The organism is Xenorhabdus stockiae (assembly GCF_002632825.1).
Taxonomy (GTDB): domain Bacteria; phylum Pseudomonadota; class Gammaproteobacteria; order Enterobacterales; family Enterobacteriaceae; genus Xenorhabdus; species Xenorhabdus stockiae.
In genome coordinates this window covers 1-22,305 of sequence record NZ_NJAJ01000033.1, presented here as the reverse complement: position 1 = coordinate 22,305, position 22,305 = coordinate 1, and the positions used below count along the sequence as shown (strand labels likewise).

The 22,305-nt window shown below is 43.8% G+C and carries 19 protein-coding genes, 1 tRNA gene and 4 pseudogenes; 6 read left to right on the top strand and 18 right to left on the bottom strand.

All coding sequences use genetic code 11. The features are described 5' to 3' along the window. Nucleotides 1–331: 331 nt before the first annotated feature. Both pepT and Xsto_RS15690 read right to left on the bottom strand, forming a co-directional pair. Nucleotides 332–1,564, bottom strand: coding sequence for a peptidase T (gene pepT / locus Xsto_RS15695; RefSeq protein WP_099125648.1), 1,233 nt, complete (start codon nt 1,562–1,564; stop codon nt 332–334). Nucleotides 1,565–1,599: 35 nt separating this feature from the next. Next, entirely contained in the window at nt 1,600–3,150 is a 1,551-nt protein-coding gene (locus Xsto_RS15690) for an AbgT family transporter (protein ID WP_099111303.1), read from the bottom strand. Between the two features lie 325 nt (nt 3,151–3,475). Between Xsto_RS15690 and Xsto_RS15685 the strand changes: the two genes are divergently transcribed. After that, nucleotides 3,476–4,105, top strand: a complete 630-nt coding sequence (locus tag Xsto_RS15685; protein ID WP_099125647.1) for a glutathione S-transferase family protein — start codon at nt 3,476–3,478, stop codon at nt 4,103–4,105. 235 nt (nt 4,106–4,340) lie between these two features. Here Xsto_RS15685 and Xsto_RS15680 read toward each other — a convergent pair whose 3' ends face one another. From Xsto_RS15680 to prpB, 4 genes are all read right to left on the bottom strand, one after another. After that, the gene (locus Xsto_RS15680; RefSeq protein WP_099125646.1) at nt 4,341–6,230 is read right to left on the bottom strand and encodes a propionate--CoA ligase; all 1,890 of its coding nucleotides are present in this window, start codon (nt 6,228–6,230) and stop codon (nt 4,341–4,343) included. Between the two features lie 97 nt (nt 6,231–6,327). After that, nucleotides 6,328–7,791, bottom strand: coding sequence for a bifunctional 2-methylcitrate dehydratase/aconitate hydratase (locus Xsto_RS15675; protein WP_099125666.1), 1,464 nt, complete (start codon nt 7,789–7,791; stop codon nt 6,328–6,330). A gap of 73 nt (nt 7,792–7,864) precedes the next feature. Next, nucleotides 7,865–9,013 carry a bifunctional 2-methylcitrate synthase/citrate synthase gene (gene prpC / locus Xsto_RS15670; RefSeq protein ID WP_099125645.1) on the bottom strand — a complete coding sequence of 383 codons (1,149 nt, stop codon included), beginning with the start codon at nt 9,011–9,013 and terminating at the stop codon, nt 7,865–7,867. Continuing rightward, entirely contained in the window at nt 9,006–9,911 is a 906-nt protein-coding gene (gene prpB / locus Xsto_RS15665; RefSeq protein ID WP_099111299.1) for a methylisocitrate lyase, read from the bottom strand. The genes prpC and prpB overlap by 8 nt, the downstream gene beginning before the upstream one ends. 291 nt (nt 9,912–10,202) lie before the next feature. Here prpB and prpR point away from each other — a divergent pair, with 291 nt between their 5' ends. Continuing rightward, nucleotides 10,203–11,903, top strand: coding sequence for a propionate catabolism operon regulatory protein PrpR (gene prpR, locus Xsto_RS15660; RefSeq protein ID WP_099125644.1), 1,701 nt, complete (start codon nt 10,203–10,205; stop codon nt 11,901–11,903). Nucleotides 11,904–11,914: 11 nt separating this feature from the next. Here prpR and Xsto_RS15655 read toward each other — a convergent pair whose 3' ends face one another. Then, the gene (locus Xsto_RS15655) at nt 11,915–12,880 is read right to left on the bottom strand and encodes a threo-3-hydroxy-L-aspartate ammonia-lyase (RefSeq protein ID WP_099125643.1); all 966 of its coding nucleotides are present in this window, start codon (nt 12,878–12,880) and stop codon (nt 11,915–11,917) included. 3 nt (nt 12,881–12,883) lie between these two features. Then, on the bottom strand, nt 12,884–13,231 hold the full coding sequence (locus tag Xsto_RS15650) for an SH3 domain-containing protein (RefSeq protein WP_099125642.1): 348 nt from the start codon (nt 13,229–13,231) through the stop codon (nt 12,884–12,886). 579 nt (nt 13,232–13,810) lie between these two features. Between Xsto_RS15650 and Xsto_RS15645 the strand changes: the two genes are divergently transcribed. From Xsto_RS15645 to Xsto_RS15630, 4 genes are all read left to right on the top strand, one after another. Further along, a complete protein-coding gene (locus Xsto_RS15645) occupies nt 13,811–14,365 on the top strand; it encodes an AidA/PixA family protein (RefSeq protein WP_099125641.1) in 555 nt (184 codons plus the stop codon). 88 nt (nt 14,366–14,453) lie between these two features. Next, nucleotides 14,454–15,002: a DUF7823 domain-containing protein gene (locus Xsto_RS15640; RefSeq protein WP_099125640.1), complete on the top strand. Its 549-nt coding sequence runs from the start codon at nt 14,454–14,456 to the stop codon at nt 15,000–15,002. A gap of 361 nt (nt 15,003–15,363) precedes the next feature. Beyond that, a tRNA-Arg gene (locus tag Xsto_RS15635) sits at nt 15,364–15,438 on the top strand. A gap of 148 nt (nt 15,439–15,586) precedes the next feature. After that, nucleotides 15,587–16,765: a tyrosine-type recombinase/integrase gene (locus tag Xsto_RS15630; protein WP_099125639.1), complete on the top strand. Its 1,179-nt coding sequence runs from the start codon at nt 15,587–15,589 to the stop codon at nt 16,763–16,765. Nucleotides 16,766–16,829: 64 nt separating this feature from the next. Here the strand turns inward: Xsto_RS15630 and Xsto_RS22330 are convergent, their stop codons facing one another. From Xsto_RS22330 to Xsto_RS23005, 10 genes and pseudogenes are all read right to left on the bottom strand, one after another. After that, the gene (locus tag Xsto_RS22330; RefSeq protein ID WP_280176249.1) at nt 16,830–17,150 is read right to left on the bottom strand and encodes a tail fiber assembly protein; all 321 of its coding nucleotides are present in this window, start codon (nt 17,148–17,150) and stop codon (nt 16,830–16,832) included. A gap of 482 nt (nt 17,151–17,632) precedes the next feature. Continuing rightward, a pseudogene (locus Xsto_RS23015) lies at nt 17,633–18,085 on the bottom strand (tail fiber protein); the annotation flags it as partial. A gap of 58 nt (nt 18,086–18,143) precedes the next feature. Then, complete coding sequence (locus Xsto_RS15615; RefSeq protein ID WP_099125637.1) at nt 18,144–18,740, bottom strand: YmfQ family protein; 597 nt, start codon at nt 18,738–18,740, stop codon at nt 18,144–18,146. Continuing rightward, entirely contained in the window at nt 18,737–19,876 is a 1,140-nt protein-coding gene (locus Xsto_RS15610) for a baseplate J/gp47 family protein (RefSeq protein ID WP_099125636.1), read from the bottom strand. Before Xsto_RS15610 ends, Xsto_RS15615 begins: the two co-directional genes overlap by 4 nt. After that, complete coding sequence (locus Xsto_RS15605; RefSeq protein WP_099125635.1) at nt 19,866–20,312, bottom strand: phage GP46 family protein; 447 nt, start codon at nt 20,310–20,312, stop codon at nt 19,866–19,868. The genes Xsto_RS15610 and Xsto_RS15605 overlap by 11 nt, the downstream gene beginning before the upstream one ends. Next, a pseudogene (locus Xsto_RS15600) lies at nt 20,309–20,890 on the bottom strand (phage baseplate assembly protein domain-containing protein). The gene Xsto_RS15605 and the pseudogene Xsto_RS15600 overlap by 4 nt, the downstream one beginning before the upstream one ends. Before the next feature lie 4 nt (nt 20,891–20,894). Next, a complete protein-coding gene (locus Xsto_RS23010) occupies nt 20,895–21,254 on the bottom strand; it encodes a phage baseplate assembly protein (RefSeq protein WP_422646203.1) in 360 nt (119 codons plus the stop codon). A gap of 72 nt (nt 21,255–21,326) precedes the next feature. Further along, nucleotides 21,327–21,827, bottom strand: a pseudogene (locus tag Xsto_RS22770) (DNA circularization N-terminal domain-containing protein); the annotation flags it as partial. Between the two features lie 95 nt (nt 21,828–21,922). Continuing rightward, nucleotides 21,923–22,135 (bottom strand): hypothetical protein, encoded by a 213-nt coding sequence (locus tag Xsto_RS15590; RefSeq protein ID WP_099125633.1) that lies wholly within the window; start codon nt 22,133–22,135, stop codon nt 21,923–21,925. A 76-nt stretch (nt 22,136–22,211) separates the two neighbouring features. Beyond that, a pseudogene (locus Xsto_RS23005) lies at nt 22,212–22,305 on the bottom strand (IS982 family transposase); the annotation flags it as partial.

The following is a 22,305-nucleotide window of genomic DNA, read 5'->3' as shown; positions in this document are numbered from 1 at the left end:
GGTACGGTTTCTGTGAATTTCAGACAAATAATTTGTTTAAGAATATCAAAATTTATCAATAATGAATTTAATGAGTTCCTTTTCTGATTGGATAAAATAAAATGGAATAAATATATTCATCTTGGATATATAAAGATAAGTTAAATTAATTAAGCGAGATTCCGTATTTATGAATTCGGTTTATTAATTAAAAGTTGTTACTAAGGATATATCATTTGTAATTATTTCTGTTGTGAAGATAATTGCTGTTAATCTATAAGATTATTTACTCTTGTGATTAAATAGCCACCAATTCACCAAATGATGGCTGTTTATTATTTAAATCAGTTTTTTATTTTTTCCCGACTAAGCGACAAATGGTTTCCGTGACCAGATAGCTTTTTTCAAATGCACTAATCGGCAAAAACTCAAAACGAGAATGGAAATTCAATGCTCCGGTAAAGTAATTTGGTGTCAGAATACCTCTTGCAGATAAAGCCGAGCCATCTGTACCACCACGCATCGGAATGATATTGGCAGTAATTCCCAGAATTTTGAGTGCTTCAAGAATCAGGTCAATTGCGGTACGGTCGTCACCTAATGAGTCGCTAATATTGCTGTAGACATCTTCGATCTTATAATCTATTTTTGCCCGAGGGTGACGGGCACGGATAAGTTCAATTGACTGAGTAACATAAGTTTTACGCTCTTTATAGCTATTGCGGTCAAAATCACGGATGGCCATTTTGATTTTTGCATTATCTGGATTGGCGATTAAGTTCGTAAAATAAAAGTAACCTTCCCGATGTTCAGTATGTTCAGGTGTATCATATTTATCAAAACAGCCGATAAAATCATATGCGACTCTGATTGGGTTTAGTAATACGTTCTTTGCAGACATTGGGTGTGTGGTAATGCCTGTGATTGTCATTTCGACAGAGGCTGCATTGAAGGTTTCATAGATGACTTCCCCCAGTGCACAGCAATCAATTGTATAAGCAAAATCAACATTGAAACGGGATAAATCCATCAATTTGGAACCACGTAGCCCGATTTCTTCATCAGGAACAAAAGCCACATAGATATCACCACAGTCAAATTCCGCCTGCTGTAATTTATCCATCAGCTCCATGATAACTGTAACCGCGGCTTTGTTATCTGCACCAAGAACACTGGTTCCGTCGCTGAAAATGATTGGCTCACCGATATAAGGGGCAGCTTCCGGGTGCTCACTCGTTTTAAACCAGATATCTTCTTGACTGTTCAGGCATAAATCTTTTCCCTCATAAAGCAAGGTCTGAGGTTTTATTACTGCCGACAACCCGACATCAACGGTATCCAGATGGGCCACAAAACCAATCTTGGGGGCTGATGGTTTATTACCACGACGCACAGCATAAAGAATGGCGTGCTCATCAATATAAATATCAGCGAGGCCATAACCTTCCAGCTCTTTCGCTAATAATTCAGCCAGCTTACGTTGCCCTTCGCTACTCGGTACAATAATGCTGGAGGCATCACTCTGGCTTTCGATAGCTAAATAGCGGTAGAAACGTTGTTCAAGCTGTTGACCTAATTCATTCATTTTTTCTTCCCTCTTGTATTCAATATATGACAACACTATTGTGCAGGGTGCCATGTGTAACCACTGTCGAAACCAATCGGAATATCAAATGCCCAGAACACATAGAGTGTTGCCGTTAAAATAATCAGCAAGCCAATAGTGAATGGGAGCATCATTGAACATAAAGTGCCGATACCCGCATTTTTATAGTATTTCTGGCAATACATGAGAATCAAAGGATAGAACGGGAACATTGGCGTACTGACGTTCATAGCTGAATCACTCACCCGAAAAGCAGCTTGTGTTAATTCAGGAGAAATACCGACGGCCATTAGCATCGGTACAAGTACTGGCGCCATAATTGCCCATTTAGAAGTCGCTGACGTGATCATAATATTAATGATAGCCGTTAATATGATCACACCGAGTACGGTCAGACCGGATGGCATTTCGAGTGTACGTAAGAGTTCTGCACCGGATAAGGCTAATAATGTACCCAAATTTGAATGATGAAATGAATACAGAAACTGAGCGGCAAAAAACACAAAAACTATAAATGGGATTAATGACTGCGTGATGTTTTCCATTGATTTAACGACATCACGGCTTGAAGTAAAGGATTTTGTTAAATAGCCATAAACGATACCCGGCACAGCGAAAAACAGGAATAAAAGCGGGACAACTATTTGCATAATAGGGGCTTTAGGACTGGTCATGCTGCCATCCGGTGCCCGCATTGGCGATGTTTCCGGCCATAATAAGGCGATAAGACCTATGCCCAGTAATAATACGGTGGATCCGGCAATTCGAAATGCACGATTTTCTTCAGGTGTAATTTTTTCCAGATCTTTGTCAGTGTCTGTTTCAATATTGGTTGAAACAGGGCAGTTCTTGTTCAACCAGGGTTCCACAATTTTCTCTGTGATGAACCAGCAGATTAAAATGACACCAAATGTAGCACCAAGGCTAAAAAAATAGTTACAGAGCACATTCACATGGTAACCGGGCGCCATCATCTGAGCCGCATCCTGTGTAAAGCTCTGCATAATCGGATCAATGATAGAAGGCGTATAGCTTGCAGTGAAACCACCGGCAAGGCCGGCAAATGCGGTAGCAATACCCGCAAGAGGATGTCTGCCACAGGCATAAAACATCATGGCGGAAACCGGCATTAAGATAACATAAGCTGAATCCGACGCCAGATGTGAAACAATACCGACAAAAGCAACGGTTGGAGTCAGCATTTTGGGGGTAATAAAAGAAAGCATTTTTTTCAATGCTGTTTTTATAAAACCACTACTTTCTGCAATCCCAATTCCCAGCGTTGAAACGATTGTAATTCCGAATGGCGGGAAATTAATAAAATTTTTCACTGCCCCTGTCACGAATAATATAATTTCTTCATATTGGAAAAGATTAACGATAGCTATTTTCTCTTTCGAGACGGGATGATAATAATTAAAATTTACGAAAGAAAGTAAAAACGATAAAAGCCAACAGATTATCAGGGCATACACAAATAGCATTGTTACGCCCGGCATAACATTACCTATACGCTCGACACGGTTTAAAAACCCTTTTTTTTCGGGATAAACATTTGTTGTCATATTTGCAATTTACTCAAGTTATTAGAATAATACGAACACACCGCAGTTAAGTATTTATTAAAAGAATATCACCTTTTTATTAATTTTTTTCCGCATCTTCAATAGATCTGTTGTCTAAAATATCTAAGGATTTGGATAAAAAAACTATAGGATCTATTCGACTGATGTCAATATAAAAAGTCAGTTTGATATATATGTTTACTCCGGTAGAAAAAAACTATAATGTTCTCGTGTGTCAATATTCACCATCATACCCAATATATTTTGAATGGTAGTCAGTAAAGCGACATATTCAAATATAAAGGGATTAACAGAGAGAAATACGATGTATACATTATGGATAGCTAATAAAAATTACTCTTCCTGGTCGTTGCGTCCTTGGATCTTGCTCAAAGCTCTGGATATTCCTTTCAACGAGCAATTAAGTTACTTTGAAAATGGTAAAAGTAGCCATGAGAAATTTAAGGCATTCTCACCAACGGGTCTTGTCCCTTGTCTGGTAGATGGTGATATTACAGTTTGGGATACACTGGCTATTACTGAATATGTTGCAGAGGAACATGCTCAGGTATGGCCAGAAGATCGTACTGCCAGAGCGTGGGCAAGAAGTGCAGCAGCAGAAATGCACTCTGGTTTTACTGCATTACGCCAGATTTGTTCCATGAATTGCACAAAAACAATTGAATTAACCGGAATATCCTCTGAATTACAGAGCGATCTTTCTCGGCTTGATGAGCTTTGGTCTGAAGGGCTAAGCAGATTTGGTGGTGAATGGCTGGCAGGAAATTCTTTCACGGCAGTGGATGCATTTTTTGCACCGGTAGCTTTCCGGGCCAGAACTTACGGGTTGAAATTTTCACCTGAGTGTCAGGCATGGATTGATAGGATGCTTAAACACCCGGCGATGGTGGAGTGGTTGGACGCTGCGAAAAAAGAGCCTGAAATAGCGCATTGATATACCGTTTTTTTCTCCGCTAAAAAACAATAAATTAATTGAGGAGCGCAGGAAACGCGCTCTGATTTCAAATATCACGCTGTCATGCAACTTATTAAAAAATAAAAAAAAGCTCCGCATTGGCACGGAGCAGGAATGGGTAAAAGTAGCTGGGAAAATGTAGTACAGTTGTATAGTAATACCCTACTGCTAAACACCGTTTAAATAGATGCGAGAATGCCGCAATCCTTTAGTATTAATGATGAGAAACTGCATCGCGTATCACATCCAGTGACGCTGGGTTTTCTATCAGAGCAATATCATTGGGGTCTCGACCCTCACAAATTGCCTGCATCGTACGGCGCAACATTTTCCCGGAGCGGGTTTTGGGTAATTGTGTGACAAAATAAATACGTGCCGGACGCCCGACACTGCCAATCTTTTTATCGACCAGATCCATCAGCGATTTTTCCAATGTTGCAAAGTGGTCAGCACTCTGAATTTCTTTTCCCTCTTTGAGGACGACAAAGGAAACAGCAGCTTGTCCTTTTACATCATCTTTAATACCGATAACGGCAACTTCTGCAACATCTTCATGGCTTGCAATACACTCCTCTATTTCCCGGGTTCCCAGACGATGGCCTGAAACATTAATCACATCATCCGAACGCCCTAAAATAAAGTAGTAGCCTTCACTGTCACGAATACCCCAGTCAAAAGTGGAATAAACCTGTTGATCGAAGTGTTTCCAGTAGGTATTCACAAAACGGCGATTATCACCATAAATGGTCTGGATACACCCCGGAGGTAAGGGGCCTTTGATAACCACCATTCCTTTTTCGTTATCACCACATTCTTGTCCGGTCAGTTCATTAATTAATTTGACGTTAAAACCGTACATCGGGAAGCCGGTGCTACCAAAACGGCCGGGCCTGTCATCCAGTGCTCGTGCAATTGCCATAATTGGCCAGCCAGTTTCAGTTTGCCAGTAATTATCAATCACGGGGACATTAATGGTTTCAGTGATCCAGCGTGCAGTATGTTCGTCGAGTGGTTCACCTGCCAGATAGAGCGTTTCAAGAGAGGAAATATCATATTGAGCAATATTGTCAGTTGGGTATTTTTTCAGGACTCGAATGGCTGTTGGCGCAGAAAACATTCTGGTGACGTGATATTTTTCCACAATCCGCCACCAGATCCCGGCATCCGGTCGGATGGGCAGCCCCTCATACATAACGGTTGCCATTCCGGCAATCAGCGGGGCATAAACAATATAGGAATGTCCTACAATCCAGCCGATGTCCGATGTGCAGAAGAATGTTCCACCGGGCTTACCGCCAAAAATAATATCCATGGATGTTGCCAGTGCAACGGCATAACCACCAACATCCCGTTGTACACCTTTGGGCGTTCCTGTTGTTCCAGACGTATAGAGCACACAGGAAATTTCATTGGATTCGAGCCATGCTACAGGAATGTCTGCCCCCAAATGAGCCTGCCGTAATGTCGCGAAATCCAGATCCCGGTTTTTGACCCAATTTATTTCACTCAACCCACGGTTTATCATCAATACATGACGTGGTGTATGTGCTGCCAGTTCAATGGCTTCATCTAATAGTGGCTTGTAGGGGATAATTTTTCCTCCCCGCGATCCTGCATCAGCGGAAACGACCAGTACCGGCTCTGCATTATCTAATCGGGTAGCAAGACTATGGGCCGCAAACCCACCAAAAACAACGGAGTGGATAGCACCGATGCGGGCACAGGCAAGCAGGATAAACAGGGCTTCAGCTACCATCGGCATATATACCACGACACGGTCACCTTTTTTGACACCGAGAGAAAGCATAATCGCGGCTGCCTGATTGACTTCCTGATATAACTCCCGATAGGTGAAGACTTGCTCGGTATTTGTTTCTGTTGAAACCGCAATTAACGCTTTGGCATCAGGCTGGCTTTCCAGCCAGCGATCTAACGCGTTATAGCATAGGTTAGTTTTTCCGCCACAGAACCAGCGGGCAAAAGGAGGATCACTGTGATCCAGCGTTTGTTCAAAAGGATGCTGCCAATGAATCCGTCTGGCTTGTTCTGCCCAGAAATCGCTGGGATCATCAATCGAACGTCGGTAAAAATCTTGAAATGACATAATTTCTCCTAACGAGATATTTTTCCTGACGTAATATTTTCCTGGTGTAATGTAAGAATAGTGGTTCCGTAACCAGAACCACTAAATAAATTGCAGATTAAACACGGTATAAATCAAGGTACTCGTTTACGGGGATGTCTTTTATATCGTTAAGGTCAAGGGAGACTGACAGAATTTTTTGTTGTTGTTCTTCGGTGAAACGCCTTGCCAGATTGGTTCTGAATTTTTCCAGCAATGCGGGAACACCGTCGGCACGGCGGCGTCTGTGCCCGATTGGGAACTCTATTATGACTTCATCAAGCTGGCTGCCATCATTAAAAGTCATAGTCAGGGCATTAGCAATAGAACGTTTTTCTGGGTCATGATAATCCTGTGTGAAATTAACATCTTCAACACAGATTATTTTTTCCCGCAGAATATCAATGCGCGGATCTCTGGCAACATCATCTTCATAATCCGCCGCAGTAAGACGCCCAAATAATAATGGAATGGCGACCATATACTGGATGCAGTGATCCCGATCTGCCGGATTATGCAGCGGGCCTTTTTTATCAATGATGCGGATGCAAGCCTGATGGGTGCGAATAGTGATTTGAGCGATATCTTCGACAGTTTTTCCTTGTGCTTTCAGTTGCTGATGTAGCTGCATGGCGGCTTCAACCGCAGTCTGAGCATGAAATTCAGCAGGGAAAGAAACTTTGAACAAAATGTTTTCCATCACATAACTGCCATAAGGGCGCTGAAACTGAAATGATTCGCCCTTAAAGAGAACATCATAAAAACCCCAGTTTTTGGCGGTTAATACGGAGGGATAGCCCATTTCACCCTGTTTTGCCATCAGAGCCAGACGAACGGCGCGGGAAGTAGCATCGCCAGCTGCCCAGGATTTACGGGAGCCTGTATTGGGCGAATGGCGATACGTCCGTAAAGACTGGCCATCTACCCACGCGAGTGACACGGCACTTAATATCTGTTCACGATCCAGACCCATCATTTGCGCAACCACAGCGGTTGAAGCAATTTTTACCAAAACAACATGATCCAGACCGACTTTATTGAATGAGTTTTCCAGTGCCAGGCAACCCTGAATTTCGTATGCCTTAATCATGGCTGCAAAGACATCCCACATGGTCAGTGGCTCTTCTCCACGGGCGACAGCATTTCTTGACAACCAATCAGCGACAGCAAGTATCCCGCCTAAGTTATCAGACGGATGTCCCCATTCAGCCGCCAGCCAGGTATCGTTAAAATCCAGCCAGCGGATGAGGGTACCGATATTGAATGCAGCCTGTACGGGATCGAGTTCGAATTGTGTTCCCGGTACTCGTACTCCATTGGGAACGACTGTTCCCGGTACAATCGGGCCGAGTAATTTAGTACAGGCGGGGTATTCCAGTGCTTCTAAACCACAGCCTAAAGCGTCTAAGAATGTGTGTTGGGCGGTGACATAGGCGATGGGGGAAACAATGATGTAGTCCATGACGTAATCCACGATATCTACAATCACTTGGTCGTATTCAGGCCGGTTATTTACAACGGAAGTCAGCGTAGAGTCAGGCATAGAGGTAAACATAATCAATCCTTTTGGAAAAATTGCATTAATGTACTGTTTATCAAGCATTCATTATCGGGTATCAGCGCTTTTCAATCGGGACAAACGGCAGATTTTCCGGGCCGGTATAATGAGCCGTGGGCCGAATAATTTTATTATCAATACGCTGTTCAATAATGTGGGCAGCCCAGCCGGAAGTACGGGCAATTACAAATAGTGGGGTAAACATGGCTGTAGGAACCCCCAACATGTGATACGACACCGCCGCAAACCAGTCGAGATTCGGGAACATTTTTCTCTCATCCCTCATCACTGATTCAATGCGATCGGCAATATTAAACATTTTCAGTGTGCCTGCTTCTTTGGATAGCGTTTGAGCAACCTCTTTGATCACCTTGTGGCGTGGATCAGCAATGGTATAAACCGGATGCCCGAAGCCAATAATCACTTCTTTTCTCTCCAGACGGCGGAGAATGTCAGCTTCTGCTTCATCAGGCGTATCATAACGTTGTTGAATATCAAATGAAGCTTCATTGGCACCACCATGTTTTGAACCTCGCAGCGCCCCGATCCCCCCGATAATGGCAGAGTAAATATCTGAGTTTGTACCGGCAATCACCCGGCTGGTAAAAGTCGAAGCATTGAATTCATGCTCTGCATACAGGATAAGGGAAGTATGCATTGCTTTTTCCCACGATGCCCGTGGTTTCTGCCCATGTAAAAGATGCAGGAAGTGACCCCCGATAGAATCATCATCAGTTTCTACATCGATACGACGTCCGTTATAACTATAGTGGTACCAATAAAGTAATATCGAGCTGAGGGAAGCGAGTAGACGATCAGCGATATCGCGGGCCGCAGCCGGATTATGATCCTCTTTTTCCGGTAATGTACAACCAAGAACGGAGACTCCTGTGCGCATCACATCCATCGGATGGGCAACTGCGGGTAGAGCTTCCAGTGCGGATTTAACGCTGCTCGGCAAACCTCTTAATGCTTTCAGCTTGGCCTTATAGGCAGTCAGTTCGGCACGGGTAGGCAGCTTTTCATGGACTAACAGGTAGGCAACTTCTTCAAATTCGCAGTGGGAGGCCAAATCAAAAATATCATAACCCCGGTAATGCAATTCCTTGCCGTTTTTCCCAACAGTACAAAGCGCGGTATTACCCGCGGTAACACCTGACAGAGCAACAGATTTTTTCGGTTTAATCCCTATAATTTGTTCATTCATGTGTATCACCTCGATTGTTTTTCTGGGAAAACAGGGCATCCAGCCTCTGCTCAAAATCGTAATAGTTGATACTTTCGTAAAGCTCATTGCGGGTTTGCATCATATTGAGCACACTTTTTTGCGTGCCATCGCGCCGGAGGGCTGCGTAGACTTGCTCAGCAGCCTTATTCATGGCGCGGAATGCCGACAGGGGATAAAGAGCGATAGAGACATTCGCACTTTTTAGTTCTTCAAGAGTAAAAAGTGGGGTGGCTCCGAATTCGGTGATGTTTGCGAGTATTGGAATTTGTGTTTTTTCAGCAAAGGTTTTATACATTAGTAGCTCTGTGATGGCTTCCGGAAACAGCATATCTGCTCCTGCTTCTCTATAAGCTTCGGCTCTGTCAAGGGCAGCATTCAGTCCTTCTACTGCCAACGCATCAGTACGTGCCATAATGACGAAATGTTCATCATTACGGGCATCAACGGCTGCTTTAATGCGATCGACCATCTCCTCTTTGGAGACAATCTCTTTATTTGGCCGATGGCCACAACGTTTTGCACCGACCTGATCTTCAATATGCAGTCCGGCAGCTCCTGCTTTAATAATAGACTGAACTGTGCGGGCCACATTAAATGCGGAAGATCCGAATCCGATATCAGCATCTACCAGCAGAGGTAAGTCGCATACATCAGTGATGCGTCGGGTATCGGTTAATACATCATCCAGTGTTGAGATACCCAAATCAGGCAAACCTAATGAACCTGCTGAAACCCCGCCGCCGGAAAGATAAATAGCCTTATAACCTGCTCGCTTCGCCAGCAGAGCATGGTTTGCATTAATAGCGCCTACCACCTGTAACGGAGACTCGTCTTTTATTGCCTGACGAAAAGTCAAACCGGCAGAATAAAATCCCATATGCAACTCCATTATTAAAAATGAAACTTATCTGTACTAACTGATTAACAAAGCAAGGCTTATGCCAAAAAGCAGAAATGGGAGGAAAGGATAGGGAATAGAGAGAGGTATTTTTATTTTAATTTAATAATCAAATGGATAATTATTTTTTGCTGTGATGTCGTTTCTGACTTTCTGCTGATTATAATATATACTCGTTTCAATTTTGAACAATTGTGTTTCATTGTTGTTTTATTTTGTTTAAGTGAAACGTAATAAAAAATGAGCAGAAAAGAAAAAAGGAGGTATATCATGCCAATACATGCCTCAGAGCGTGACAGCAATAAACCTGTTATCTGGACGGTTTCTATCTCCCGCCTTTTTGACCTTTTTCGCGATATTACACCGGAGTTTGATCATCAGGCTGATATCACACCGATCCATCTTGGTTTTGAACAGGCGGTACAACATATCCGTAAGCGTTTGGAAAACGAACATTGTGATGCCGTAATATGTGCGGGTTCTAATGGCGCCTACCTGAAAAGCAGGCTATCAGTACCGGTGATCATAGCCAAAGCCAGTGGTTTTGATTTCATGCAGGCATTGGCTCGCGCCCGGCAAATCAGCTCCCGCATTGGCGTCATCTCCTACCAAAACACCTTACCTGCGCTGGAGGAATTTCAGCAACGTTTTCATCTGAGTATAGAACAACGCAGCTATGCAACGGCAGAGGATGCCAGAACACAGGTTAATGCGCTGAAGGCAGATGGTATTCAGGTAATTGTGGGAGCTGGGTTGATCACCGATTTGGCGTATGAAGCGGGGCTGGTGGGTGTTTTTGTCTATTCTGCTGATTCTATCCGGCAGGCATTTCATGATGCTCTGGATATGGCTAAGATGGCCAGACTTAATCAGGCAGTAATTTCACCTTATCCTACCGAAGATAAACTGCGTATCCGACATACGATCAATGATATTCGGGGAAATTCCACGGCAATGGATCGTGTACGAAGTACAATCACGTTATATGCCCGTTCGACAGCGACCGTATTGATTCAGGGAGAAAGTGGTACCGGAAAGGAGCTGGTTGCACAGGCTATCCATCATGAATATACCCTTCGCTATGGGCAGTTAAAAAGAAAACATCCCCGGCCATTCGTTGCTGTTAATTGCGGAGCAATCGCCGAATCGTTATTAGAGGCAGAATTGTTTGGCTACGAAGAAGGTGCATTTACGGGTTCACGACGTGGCGGGCGGGCTGGGTTATTTGAAGTTGCGCACAGGGGAACGTTATTTCTGGATGAAATTGGTGAAATGCCATTGCCGCTACAGACCCGGTTATTGAGAGTTTTAGAAGAAAAATCGGTTGTCAGAGTTGGGGGATATCGTCCGATTGCCGTTGATGTGCGTATTATTTGTGCAACTCATGTTGATTTGGATCAGTGGGTAAGGGAAGGGCGCTTCCGTGTTGATTTGTTTTATCGTTTAAATGTATTGCGCATTAATCTTCCTGCGTTACGGGAGAGGGAAAACGATATCAGTATGCTGGCTCAGGAGTATTTTCGGCGGGCATGTGCGGCTCTTAATTTGCGTGTTTCACCTTTAAGAACGCGTGAGCTTTCTCAGTGTGATGAAGTATTACGGTCTTATCACTGGCCGGGTAATGTGAGAGAACTGCGTAACCTGATGGAGCGAATTGCTCTTTATACGAGTGCTAATCCTGAACAGATATTAACTCCTGCTCTGATATTGTCACTTTCTCCTGAGCGTCAGGTTGAAATTGGCGTCATGAATAATATGCAAGTAGTAAAAGCCGCATCTCATTCTTTTACAGAAAAATCACCTTTGGAGCATGATATTTCATTGAGTGATATTGTGGCGCATTTTTCAGGTAACCGGCAGGCTGCGGCGGAATATCTTGGGATCAGCCGTACGACACTATGGCGGAGACTGAAGCAGGAGCAGCAAAATAACCTAAGAAATCCTGCCCCGAATAGAGGACAGGATCTGTAAAATATATTGGTTTATTTATTTGCCAGTAACTGGGAGTATCGTTGCATGTCGATATTCCCTCCGCTCAAAATAATACCGATACGCTTGCCCTGCAACTGTTCCCTTATCGCTCTTGCCGCAGCAAAACCCAAGCAACCTGTTGGCTCAACAACCATTTTCATTCGCTCTGCCAGAAAATACATCGCATTAACCAGCTCTTTATCTGAGGCTGTCAGAATATCTGTCACAAGGTGACGAATAATGTCAAAATTATGCTGACCTAGATGTGGTGTTTGTGCGCCATCTGCAATCGTTTTTGGGGTATCAATATAGACAATCTCACCTTTTCTGAAAGATTGTTGCCCGTCATTACCCTCCTCAGGTTCAACACCAAAAACCTGACATTTCGGGGACAACTGAGAAGCAGATAATGCTGAGCCGGATAACAGACCACCGCCACCGAGCGGGACAAACAGAGTATCCAGTTCGCCGATTTCCTCAAAGAGTTCTTTGGCTACAGTGCCTTGCCCTGCAATAATGTGTGGATGATCGTAAGGCGGGATTAAAGTCAACCCGTGTTTTTCTGCCAGATTTTGGCTTATGGCCTTGTTATCTTCAGTGTATCTGTCATAAAAAACAATTTTGCCACCGTAACCTTTTGTTGCTTCAATTTTGGCTTTAGGGGCATCATGTGGCATCACAATTGTGGCTGGAATATTGAGCATCTTAGCAGCTAAGGCAATAGCCTGAGCATGATTACCGGAAGAGAAAGCAACAACCCCGTTTTTTTTCTGTTCATCACTAAACTGGGATAACGCATTCATTGCGCCGCGAAATTTAAATGCTCCCATTCGTTGGTAGTTTTCACATTTGAAATAGACTTCAGCGTCGAATATCTGATTAACCGTATTTGAGGTAAATACCGGAGTTTTGTGGATATAGTTTTTAATGCGGGCGTGGGCTTCTGAAACATCACGATAATCGGGAACAAACTTCATTACTTAAATCTCCTGAGTTATATAATCTTGTGGTATCCAGCCTGTTTCACCACACTCTTTGTGGGCCCAGAACCAACCATTCAATAAATTTTCCAGATAGAGTAATTCGCCTGCTTTTACAGTTAATTCATGTGCAATGTAGTTTTCCATACAGATTGCCTGATTAATTTGAGTCAAACGCAGGATCTGTTGGGGAACCCAGCCACTTATTTCTGATTTATCCGTTGTCCACACCCAATAAGGGTACTCTATATCACAGTGGCTGACTGAAACGATATCACCAGACTGTAACCGGATCGGAGTTGGATAAGCGCTGGTGTAGTTCTTGATTACAGTACCTTTACCAAACATATTTTCTCCTGAATTTATATTTGCCGTTTTTCAGGCGATTACTCAAAATTCATAAGATATATACTCAATGGATTTCAAGAGGTGTTGCGGGCAATAAAGAAGTAACTTGAAAGACGAAGAGTAAAAATTAATGTAGTAGCTGAAGTAATAGTTAGCGATTATACACTGGAGTAAATTGTATATCTATTTAACTTTAGAGGTAATATAAAAATCAGAGGTAGAACATCTGGTTTCGCAATAATATTATTAATATTGTTATATTATTATTCCAGTGTAAATTTCTTTTTAAAAATTCTTCTATAATACAATAATATTTATTTTAGTCATTCTCTGAATGAAGAGTAATATAGTTTTTAGTCGCTTATTTTAATTTTTAGTTAAGTTTTTAAATCTGAAATACAATTTAACCTTTTTATTATGATAAAAATATCTCGTGCATAAGTGTTTTTTGAGGTTTTGACTTTATATTATTTTGCTATTATGTATTCCGTAAGTAACTTATAAAGAAAACTCAGTTAGAGTGTTATATTTTTTGTGTAATAAAATATGCTAATACCATGAATAAATGAGGGCACTATAATGTCTAAAATGATTGATATATTAGTTGGTATCAGAGCCGAAGATATTATGAATGATTTTGGCAAGCTTAGTAAAGATATTAATAATCCTGTTTCACTTTGGTCTGAGGGTATTTTTAAAAAATATATCACTTATATCCCTGAGGATGACAGACTTGCGTCAGTTAATAGTTCAGGTAATTTAGTCATTAAATGTGATGCTGGCGATATGCTGCGCGTAAAAGTAATGACATTAAATATGAATTTAGACTATTCAGTTGCACTGATAAAACTGGATTCAATGATGAACGTCATGCCGGATGACATGATGACAATGTTAGAACCTCACAAGGTTGTACAGGGCATAGAATATATTCCGGTTGTCGATGTAAGAAATCCATTAGATGTGAATATGCAGGCAATAAGAAATTACTACTGGATGAGCAAAGTTAATATGATGCCTGCAAATGGCACTATGCGTACAATGTATTATGAGTGTATTGTAGGAATTTATAAAGAAGGTATTTTACAGGGCTATGTTGCTGCAGAGCCAGCTCTTATACTGGATAAAAGATAAATATTTCAGATAGAGGTACTGAATAAATTTTCCGGGCCGTGCAATGCACGGCCTTATTTATCGCAGATCAATAATAAGTGAGGAGATTATGGTCGATAATAATAAATCAAAAATTGACACATCAGAAACAGAATATAAATTGGAGCTTGACATTACGCTTGATGCTGAGAAATTTAATTTTTCCGATCCAGAAATAGAATTAGAAAATATGCATTGGGGATACAATAGTGAATCACAATCAAACCAGAATAGGCCGCCTTTTGGTAAATTATCTGTTATCGAAAATAACACACCTATTGATGCAGACAAAATAGGATTTTTCTATTGGTCAGAAAGGTTATTTGCAGGATTGTCTGGTGGTTTTCTTTTATTCAATGCGCATTCTTATAAAAAACAGCAATGTTTTAGAAGTATGTTGGATTTATTCTATGATAAGTTTCTTTATGTAACAGTTGATGGTGTAACTTACCACCTTGGAAGATATTCAAAAATTATAGTCGGAATTTCAATTGTACATGATTACAACATTACATACGACTATATTGCTCAGTCCATTCCTGATGCAAAAAAGTTAGGTGATGTATTGAAGGCAACTGGAGAAACTAAACGTTTTTGTTTCAGATGGTGTGATAATTAAGTGATTCAGAGTAACGAGATATTTTTTTATAACGAGTGGTCAGTTTTTATTGATCACTTTAATTTTCAATTTTCAATTTTCAATTGAGTGATGTTCGAACAAAAAAACTGACAATCTTGATTTTTTTATAGGGTCATTAAAATCAGCCGGTAATAACACTCAAGGTTATGGTTATAAATTGTTCACAAAATGAAGTGCGATTATGTACTCAATCTGTACACAATAGTAAGTAATGAGTTGACTATAACAAAAAACTAAAGAAGATAGGGTGAAACAAACAAATGCAAAAAACTTGATTAAAACAGGCAGAAAGAGCTAAGATACGGGCGTTTCAGAAACGGCCTGAAACAAGCAGTAAAATGCCCTCTTAGTTAAATGGATATAACGAGCCCCTCCTAAGGGCTAGTTGTAGGTTCGATTCCTGCAGGGGGCGCCATTCACAGTTCACCACCGTTCTTATAAGTCCTCAAAGCCTATTGTTTATCAGCGTTAACGGGAAATAGCCGTTCGTAGAAACTCATATTAGTTCGTTGACATCCTCATGCTTATCTGGGTAAAAATTTTACCCAATGGAATTTTACCCAATGCTCACTGTGAAACAGGTCAACTCCGCTAAGATAAAAGAAAAACCATACCGCCTATCAGATAGTAACGGCTTGTATCTATATGTTCCGTTATCTGGAAAAAAGGTATGGCAATTGCGCTATCAGTTTGAGGGAAAAGAAAAAATTCATACTGTGGGTAAATATCCGGAAGTATCCCTCGCTGAAGCAAGAAGTAAGGTATTTGAATTAAAGAAAGAGTTAGCTAGTGGTTCAGATCTTTCAAAAAAGAAAAAGCTCACAAGCAAACAGCAAGATATTTTTGCTGATATATTTAAAGAATGGTATGAGTTCAAAACTGGATTTTGGTCTGAAAGCTACTCTAAAGAGATAAAGGCAATGTTTGATAACGACATCCTGCCTGCTATTGGTCATATGACAATGGAAGAAATAGAACCAATGATTTTACTCAAAGTTATTCGTTTATTCGAAGAACGAGGAGCTATGGAAAGAGCCAGTAAAGCTCGACGTAGATGCGGAGAAGTATTCAGATATGCAATAGTGACTGGTAGAGCGAAATATAATCCTGCTCCAGATTTGGCTAATGCTATGACTGGATATCGCAAAGAACACTACCCATTTCTTACTATTGACCAAATACCTTCATTTAATCAGGCATTATCAGCATACTCCGGTAGCGTTATATCCAAAACTGCAACTCAAATCTTGCAATACACAGCATTAAGAACTAAAGAAATGCGAAGCATGTTATGGAAGAACGTCGATTTTGATAATCGAATCATAACCATCGACCCTTCTATAATGAAAGGCCGTAGAATGCATGTTGTGCCTATGTCAGATCAGGTTCTTAAGTTACTTCAAAACTTAAAACCGATAACTTCATCTATTTCAGATTTTGTATTTCCCGGAAGAAATGACAAGAGAAAATCCATTAGCGAAAATGCTGTTCTGCTGGTTATTCGAAGAATAGGTTATGACGGTATTGCTAGTGGTCATGGATTTCGTCACCAGTTTAGTACAATCCTCAATGAGCATAAATTTGATCATGATGTCATCGAAAAACAATTAGCTCATGTCGATAGCAATAGTATCAGGGGCGTATATAACCACGCACAATACTTAGATTCGCGTCGAGAAATGATGCAATGGTTTGCTGATTATATTGATAAAATATCAGGAATCGCACACTCCAATATATGATGTATTACAAAAATAACACACCGCCCAACTTCAATATGGAGCAGGGCGGTAGTGATTATTCCCCTCACTCCGGCTGTTCAGGCCAGACGATATCGGGGGCAGTGGAACAATCCACCCGGTTGAGCAGGACACGGTATTTTTTCCATTTGAGCAGAGCGGCTTTCTCTTCTTTCGTCGCCATGTCGAGGTCAACGGCATCCTGGAATGGTGCAATGGTGATTGCTGCCTGTGACATGAGATAGCGTTTTTGCGCTTCAGCTTCCGCCGCTAATTGCTCAGGTGTCGGCGGCGGATTGACAATCGCCATCGCTTCGCCCCGGGATATGGGCAACAAGTGTGGCTTGATAGACTCATCCTGTGAACCATCCGCTTCATACGCATACACCGTATTGTTATCGTCTTTAAAATATTTCATGTTCATCGTTTATCTGTCTCCACCCAAACCAAATCCGTAACGACGCCGGAATGTTGCCAGACCGAATAGGTCGCCCCCGCAGGTATCATAAAACTGATAGCAATTCGCTGATTGGCTAAAGGGGCACACATGGAACCGCGAAAGTTAACGTCATTCACCACCGCACTGAGAAAATTAGACCCCGTGGAGGAAATACCATCAACATGGACAAAAACAGCGAACCCCTGCTTGCTTTCGTAGGTCACCCCTAATTCCCTTCCTGTTTTGCCGATATTGCCAAGCATTCCTCGCATGTCCATGTAATTTTGAGAGGCAGCAAGAGATGTCGCCGCAACTGATGATGAAAATAAGGTGCGAGAGTCTGAGAGCTGAACTAAGCCCCGCTGTGTTGTTGACGCATCGCTTGTTTTTTCTTGCAATGCCCGAATATCATTGTAATTTTGCGCAACGGCATTCGCTGTAGCGGCATGTGCTTCAGAGCTGGAAACGCGCGAACTCGTCAGCTGAACCACCCCTTTTTGCGTTGTTGACGCATCCGGTGTGGCGTGAGTAATCGCATTCGTCACCGCCTGCTGACTCATTACGGTGGTCGTAGAAGCACCTGTTTGCTGCTCTATAAAATTAAGATGCTTCACAAACGTCGGTTTATCCGGAATGTCTGCTCCATTCTGTGCTTTTTCGAGTGCGCCGTTAAAAATTATTTGAGATATCGCCTCAGCTAATTGCACATCATTATTTTTATTCAGCTTTATTCCTGCTTTAGATAACACATTAATAATTTCTCGCTGTAAGGTATTAAACCACTCCGCTTCCAACAGTGTGGGCGGGATACCGGCGGCCACATTCCCGTTGGTAAACTCACCGTGACTGTCTGCGGTGTTGGTAATGTCACCGATTTTTTGCATAACACATCCTCACTCAATGAAGGTGATAAAAAAGAAAGGTAAACTGAATAAATAATCGTTACTGGCTGTAACCGAATTGTAGAATGGTGTGAGACGGGCTTATCCGTCGGAACTGACACTCGAGTTTCCGGTTGCCCCATGAGCGCAGCGGATCCCCGCTATAACTTCCTCCCGCTACCGCATAGTTCATCGTGGTTTCCGGGGCATTAATCCGCCAGACAAACAGCCAGTCACCACCGTTCAGAGCCGAACCACAGGCTGACATGCCTGCTCTGGCCTGCCGAAATTCAGTGATGGTGATACGAAAGCCCAGCTCGGCCGCCAGACCGATAAAATAAGATTTTGACTGCCCGCCGGTGCGTAATAACTTCGACACCACCGCTTTTTGCCGCAGAGAGATACTGTCAATTTCCCCAATCGCACAGTCATCCGGCAAGCCTAAAGACTTCTCCCACTCCGGCAACATAATCGTTGCTGTGGCCGGAAAACTGCCGTCCAGTAACAAATGCACATCCTGGTCACTGCGGTGATAGCTCCTCGCAATCGCCCGTACAACCGCACTCATCACCGAATCCGGTGTTCGGGTCCACGCCATCCCGGTAGGCAATAAGCCATTAAGCGCCGTGGTATACGCTGCCACGCTGTATGGTTTCATGTGTAAGTCACCTTCCCGCGTAAGGGTAAATGTCCCACCGGCAACGTGATATTGTCTGTCGGTGAGGTGATCACAAAGCCTGCTGTGCCCGGCACGTCAGCAATGGCATATTGCAGTTCGGAGAGCAGAATGCGCCCGGTGCCATCCGGATTACCACTTTCAAACAACATGTTATTAATCGCGTCATTAATGCGACCGGTCACCGCTGTCCCAACATGAGACAAGCCACTGATAGTGAAATCAAGCAGATGTTTAATGGGAGATAACACCCAAACTAAAGCCGTGACGGGTTGTAAGACATAAAGATGGTCAGCCACGCGCAATTGGTCCCCCGTAGCATGAACAGCATACGATTCCTGCGAGGAAACGCCATCCTTGCCGACAGGAAAGCCATCGTGACCGTTGTTATCACACATGATATAGACACCCACTGTCCCGGCTCCCGCCGCTCTTGGTCTGACCCAGACACGGGTAACGCCCGGCACGGACAGCGCCCACTGTTTGTAGTCATCATCAGAGCCACCCTGTGGCGTCCCCTGATAAGCCAACAGCATACGGGAGCGAAAATTCGCCTCACTTTCGATATTTGCCCCACCGGTAATCGGCACTATCGCCGTACCTTCCACATCAACGCCGGCCAGACTCTGGTCCAGTGTTAATATCGTGCCTGCCGGGGCGTTCCCTGCCGCACCGCCGCCGGAATCATCTTCGGTACTCTCCGGTAGTATAGCTATCAGCCGAACAGCGCTTCTCCCGTGCTCATCAATACGGGTTTCTGTCACGGTCTGATACTGATAGCCATCTCCCCGGTTCAGCCTTGTTTGCGCGGGAATCATCGTTCCTGCCACGCCAGTGAACTGATAATGGTCACACTGGGCGGCGGTGGCTGGTTTGCGGAAGATTTTCTTTAACGCGGCCCAGCCTGCCAACCATTCGTCGGTAGCCGTAAACGGGGTGGTTTGTCGGGCCATGTAATCAAGATAACCGTAATGCAGGTGTGCCATGCCGGCATCCATATCCGCCAGTACGCCCATATTGGAAAAGCGTAGTAACGGGCCGGTTTTCTGTAATTCTGACTGTAAATAACTGCGGTTCTGTGCCCTAAGTTCGGTCAGGGTCTTTCGTTTAAACGGCATTTTCTCGCTCCCATACCCAGAAAAAACGCAGGTCTTCGTTATTCCGCCCCGGACGCTGATAACGGATCATCATATTCAGTCGGTCAGGCCAGACAATCTGCGTGTGGATATCAATCGCAGACGCCACGCCATCGTCCAGCATCCATTGCAACGCTTCACGGGCATAGCCTTCCGCCGCCAGCGCTACAGCCGTCGTCAGTTTCTGTCGGTGCAACAGCCATAACCGGGAGCCAATCTGATAATCCACACCACTGTCGCCCCACCACCCCCGGCGGTCGGTGCCGTCAATGGCATCATCAGCTCTCGCTTGCCGGTCCGTAAACAGACTGATAATGATGGCGGTTTGCAGGTCATTGCCGGTAACGATATCCCCGCGCCCGGCTAACCAGTCAGCGTGGATATTTTTCACATTCCACCAGGAGGTGATATCACTCATTTGACGATATCCCCCGTTATCTGGCTCTGCACCGTTGAATCCCCTGCTCTCACACCCGAAACAGGATGCGTATGACGATTGTAGCTATCCCGTAATTGCTTCATCGTGGTGGTATTGGTGTTGCAGTTATCAATCACATTACCGGTGACTTTGAGCACAGGCGTATTGAGCAACACTTCAGTGGAGGCGTTAACAGTCACTTTAGATGCGTTATTAACTGTCACAGGCTGACCTTTGGCTTCCACCGTGATTCCCGATTCCGTCAGCAGAATATGCAGCCCTCACTGGTTGTACACCACCACTTCGCCGGAGTTTAATCCCTGATGCCGGTACTGCTTATGGTTGCTGCCAATCACCACCGCATTGGAGCGGTCCCCGCCTAAAAACGCCAGTACTACATCAGTATTTGCCGGTAATCCGGAGGAAAAACCAAACTCCGCCATCCGGTGGGTGTTGTCCCGGACCTCCATTTCCGTCTGATACTGAATTTGCTGGATAACCCCCTTATCATTACAAGTGGTGACCCGACCTAAACCGAGCATCATCATCGCCCGGCGATATAAATTCTTAACGTCCATCACGTCAGTAACCTCCATTGCGCAGTTCCATCAGGGTGGAATAAAATTCATACGGCTGGACAGTAAAGGCAGCCGGCGGCATCAGCGTCAGTTCGGCCCGCGTGCCATCGTCCTTATTACGCACATAAGACACTTCAGACAGCAGCCACTGTTCAGATTCCAGCCCAAAAACCGGCAAGTGGATCGGTATCAGGGTGTTGGGTGTCCACAACGTCCCGCTGACATCGCGCCAACTGTCGACCAGTACCTTGAGCACCTTTGAACGGCCATAACGACGGTTCATTTCCCAGTCAATGGCCTCCTGCTGTCGCTGATGTGAGTACAATGTACTTTCGATGATGGTGACGTAATTGCGGTAACGCATCTTTTCCGCTTCCGGGTCTTGGGCACTGGCGATTTCGACCGCCTGATACCCTTGTCCGGACGAAAGCTCGCTTAACCCGCTGACGTTCATAGACAACCCGATGTATTCGGAGATCGCAAAGACTTTCAGCCCCGATTCAATCACAGTGAGTGTGAACTCAAATACCCGGCCAAATTCCTTGCTTTCATTCATGCGCAGGCCACTTTCGGTCACACTGACCGTCAGTTCCCCCAGCGTCGGATGGACTAAGGTGCCCGTTGAACCGGTTTCACAGGCCGCCACCAGATTTTTACGCTGGGTGATCACATCCGGCGCGTGATACACCGCGCTGTTCTGAATGATAAAACCGCGCAACGTGATCCGCCGGGTAGCTCGGCCTAAATCCTCCAGCCACGCCGTATCACGATACGGGTATTCATGCACGGCCTGACGGCGACCGAAGACACTTTCCCCGGAGACCACCGCAAACGGCACACCCCGGAACGAGGCTGGGTGTAGATGTTCAGCCCACTGCCATGACGTATCATTGCCACCTCCCAACAGGGAAGAAACAGCATCTTTAATAAAAGCCATGCGAGACCTCTTTTTTAGGGCGCAAAAAAAAACCGCACTCGGCGGTCTTAGAAATGAAAAACCCGCGAGGCGGGTTAGTTGTTGGATAGGTTGAGTTACGACAACTGGAATACCTTATCAATAAGAATTCTTGTTACATTAGGGTTAATCGCTTTGGCATCATGGAGCGCCTTACTCTCAATCTCGCCTAGAAAATTAGATGGCGTGGCGGAATTCACATCTAGATATACTGCAGTTTGCCCACTAACTAGGCTGTAGTTAGTAGCATCAACACCGCTATAAGTAACGATACATATACTCGTACTCATTAGATTATTCCTCTATCAATAAACTATTGCACACCCTATCCTGAATGTTTTTTATTCTCCATTAGGTTAATTAACCTCAGCTTCGCTTAAAAATAGCGATCTCATTATCCCGTAGATTCAAGCTCGGTTTTTTAGGTTGGAATGTATAAGCAATAAGGCCAGCAGCAACT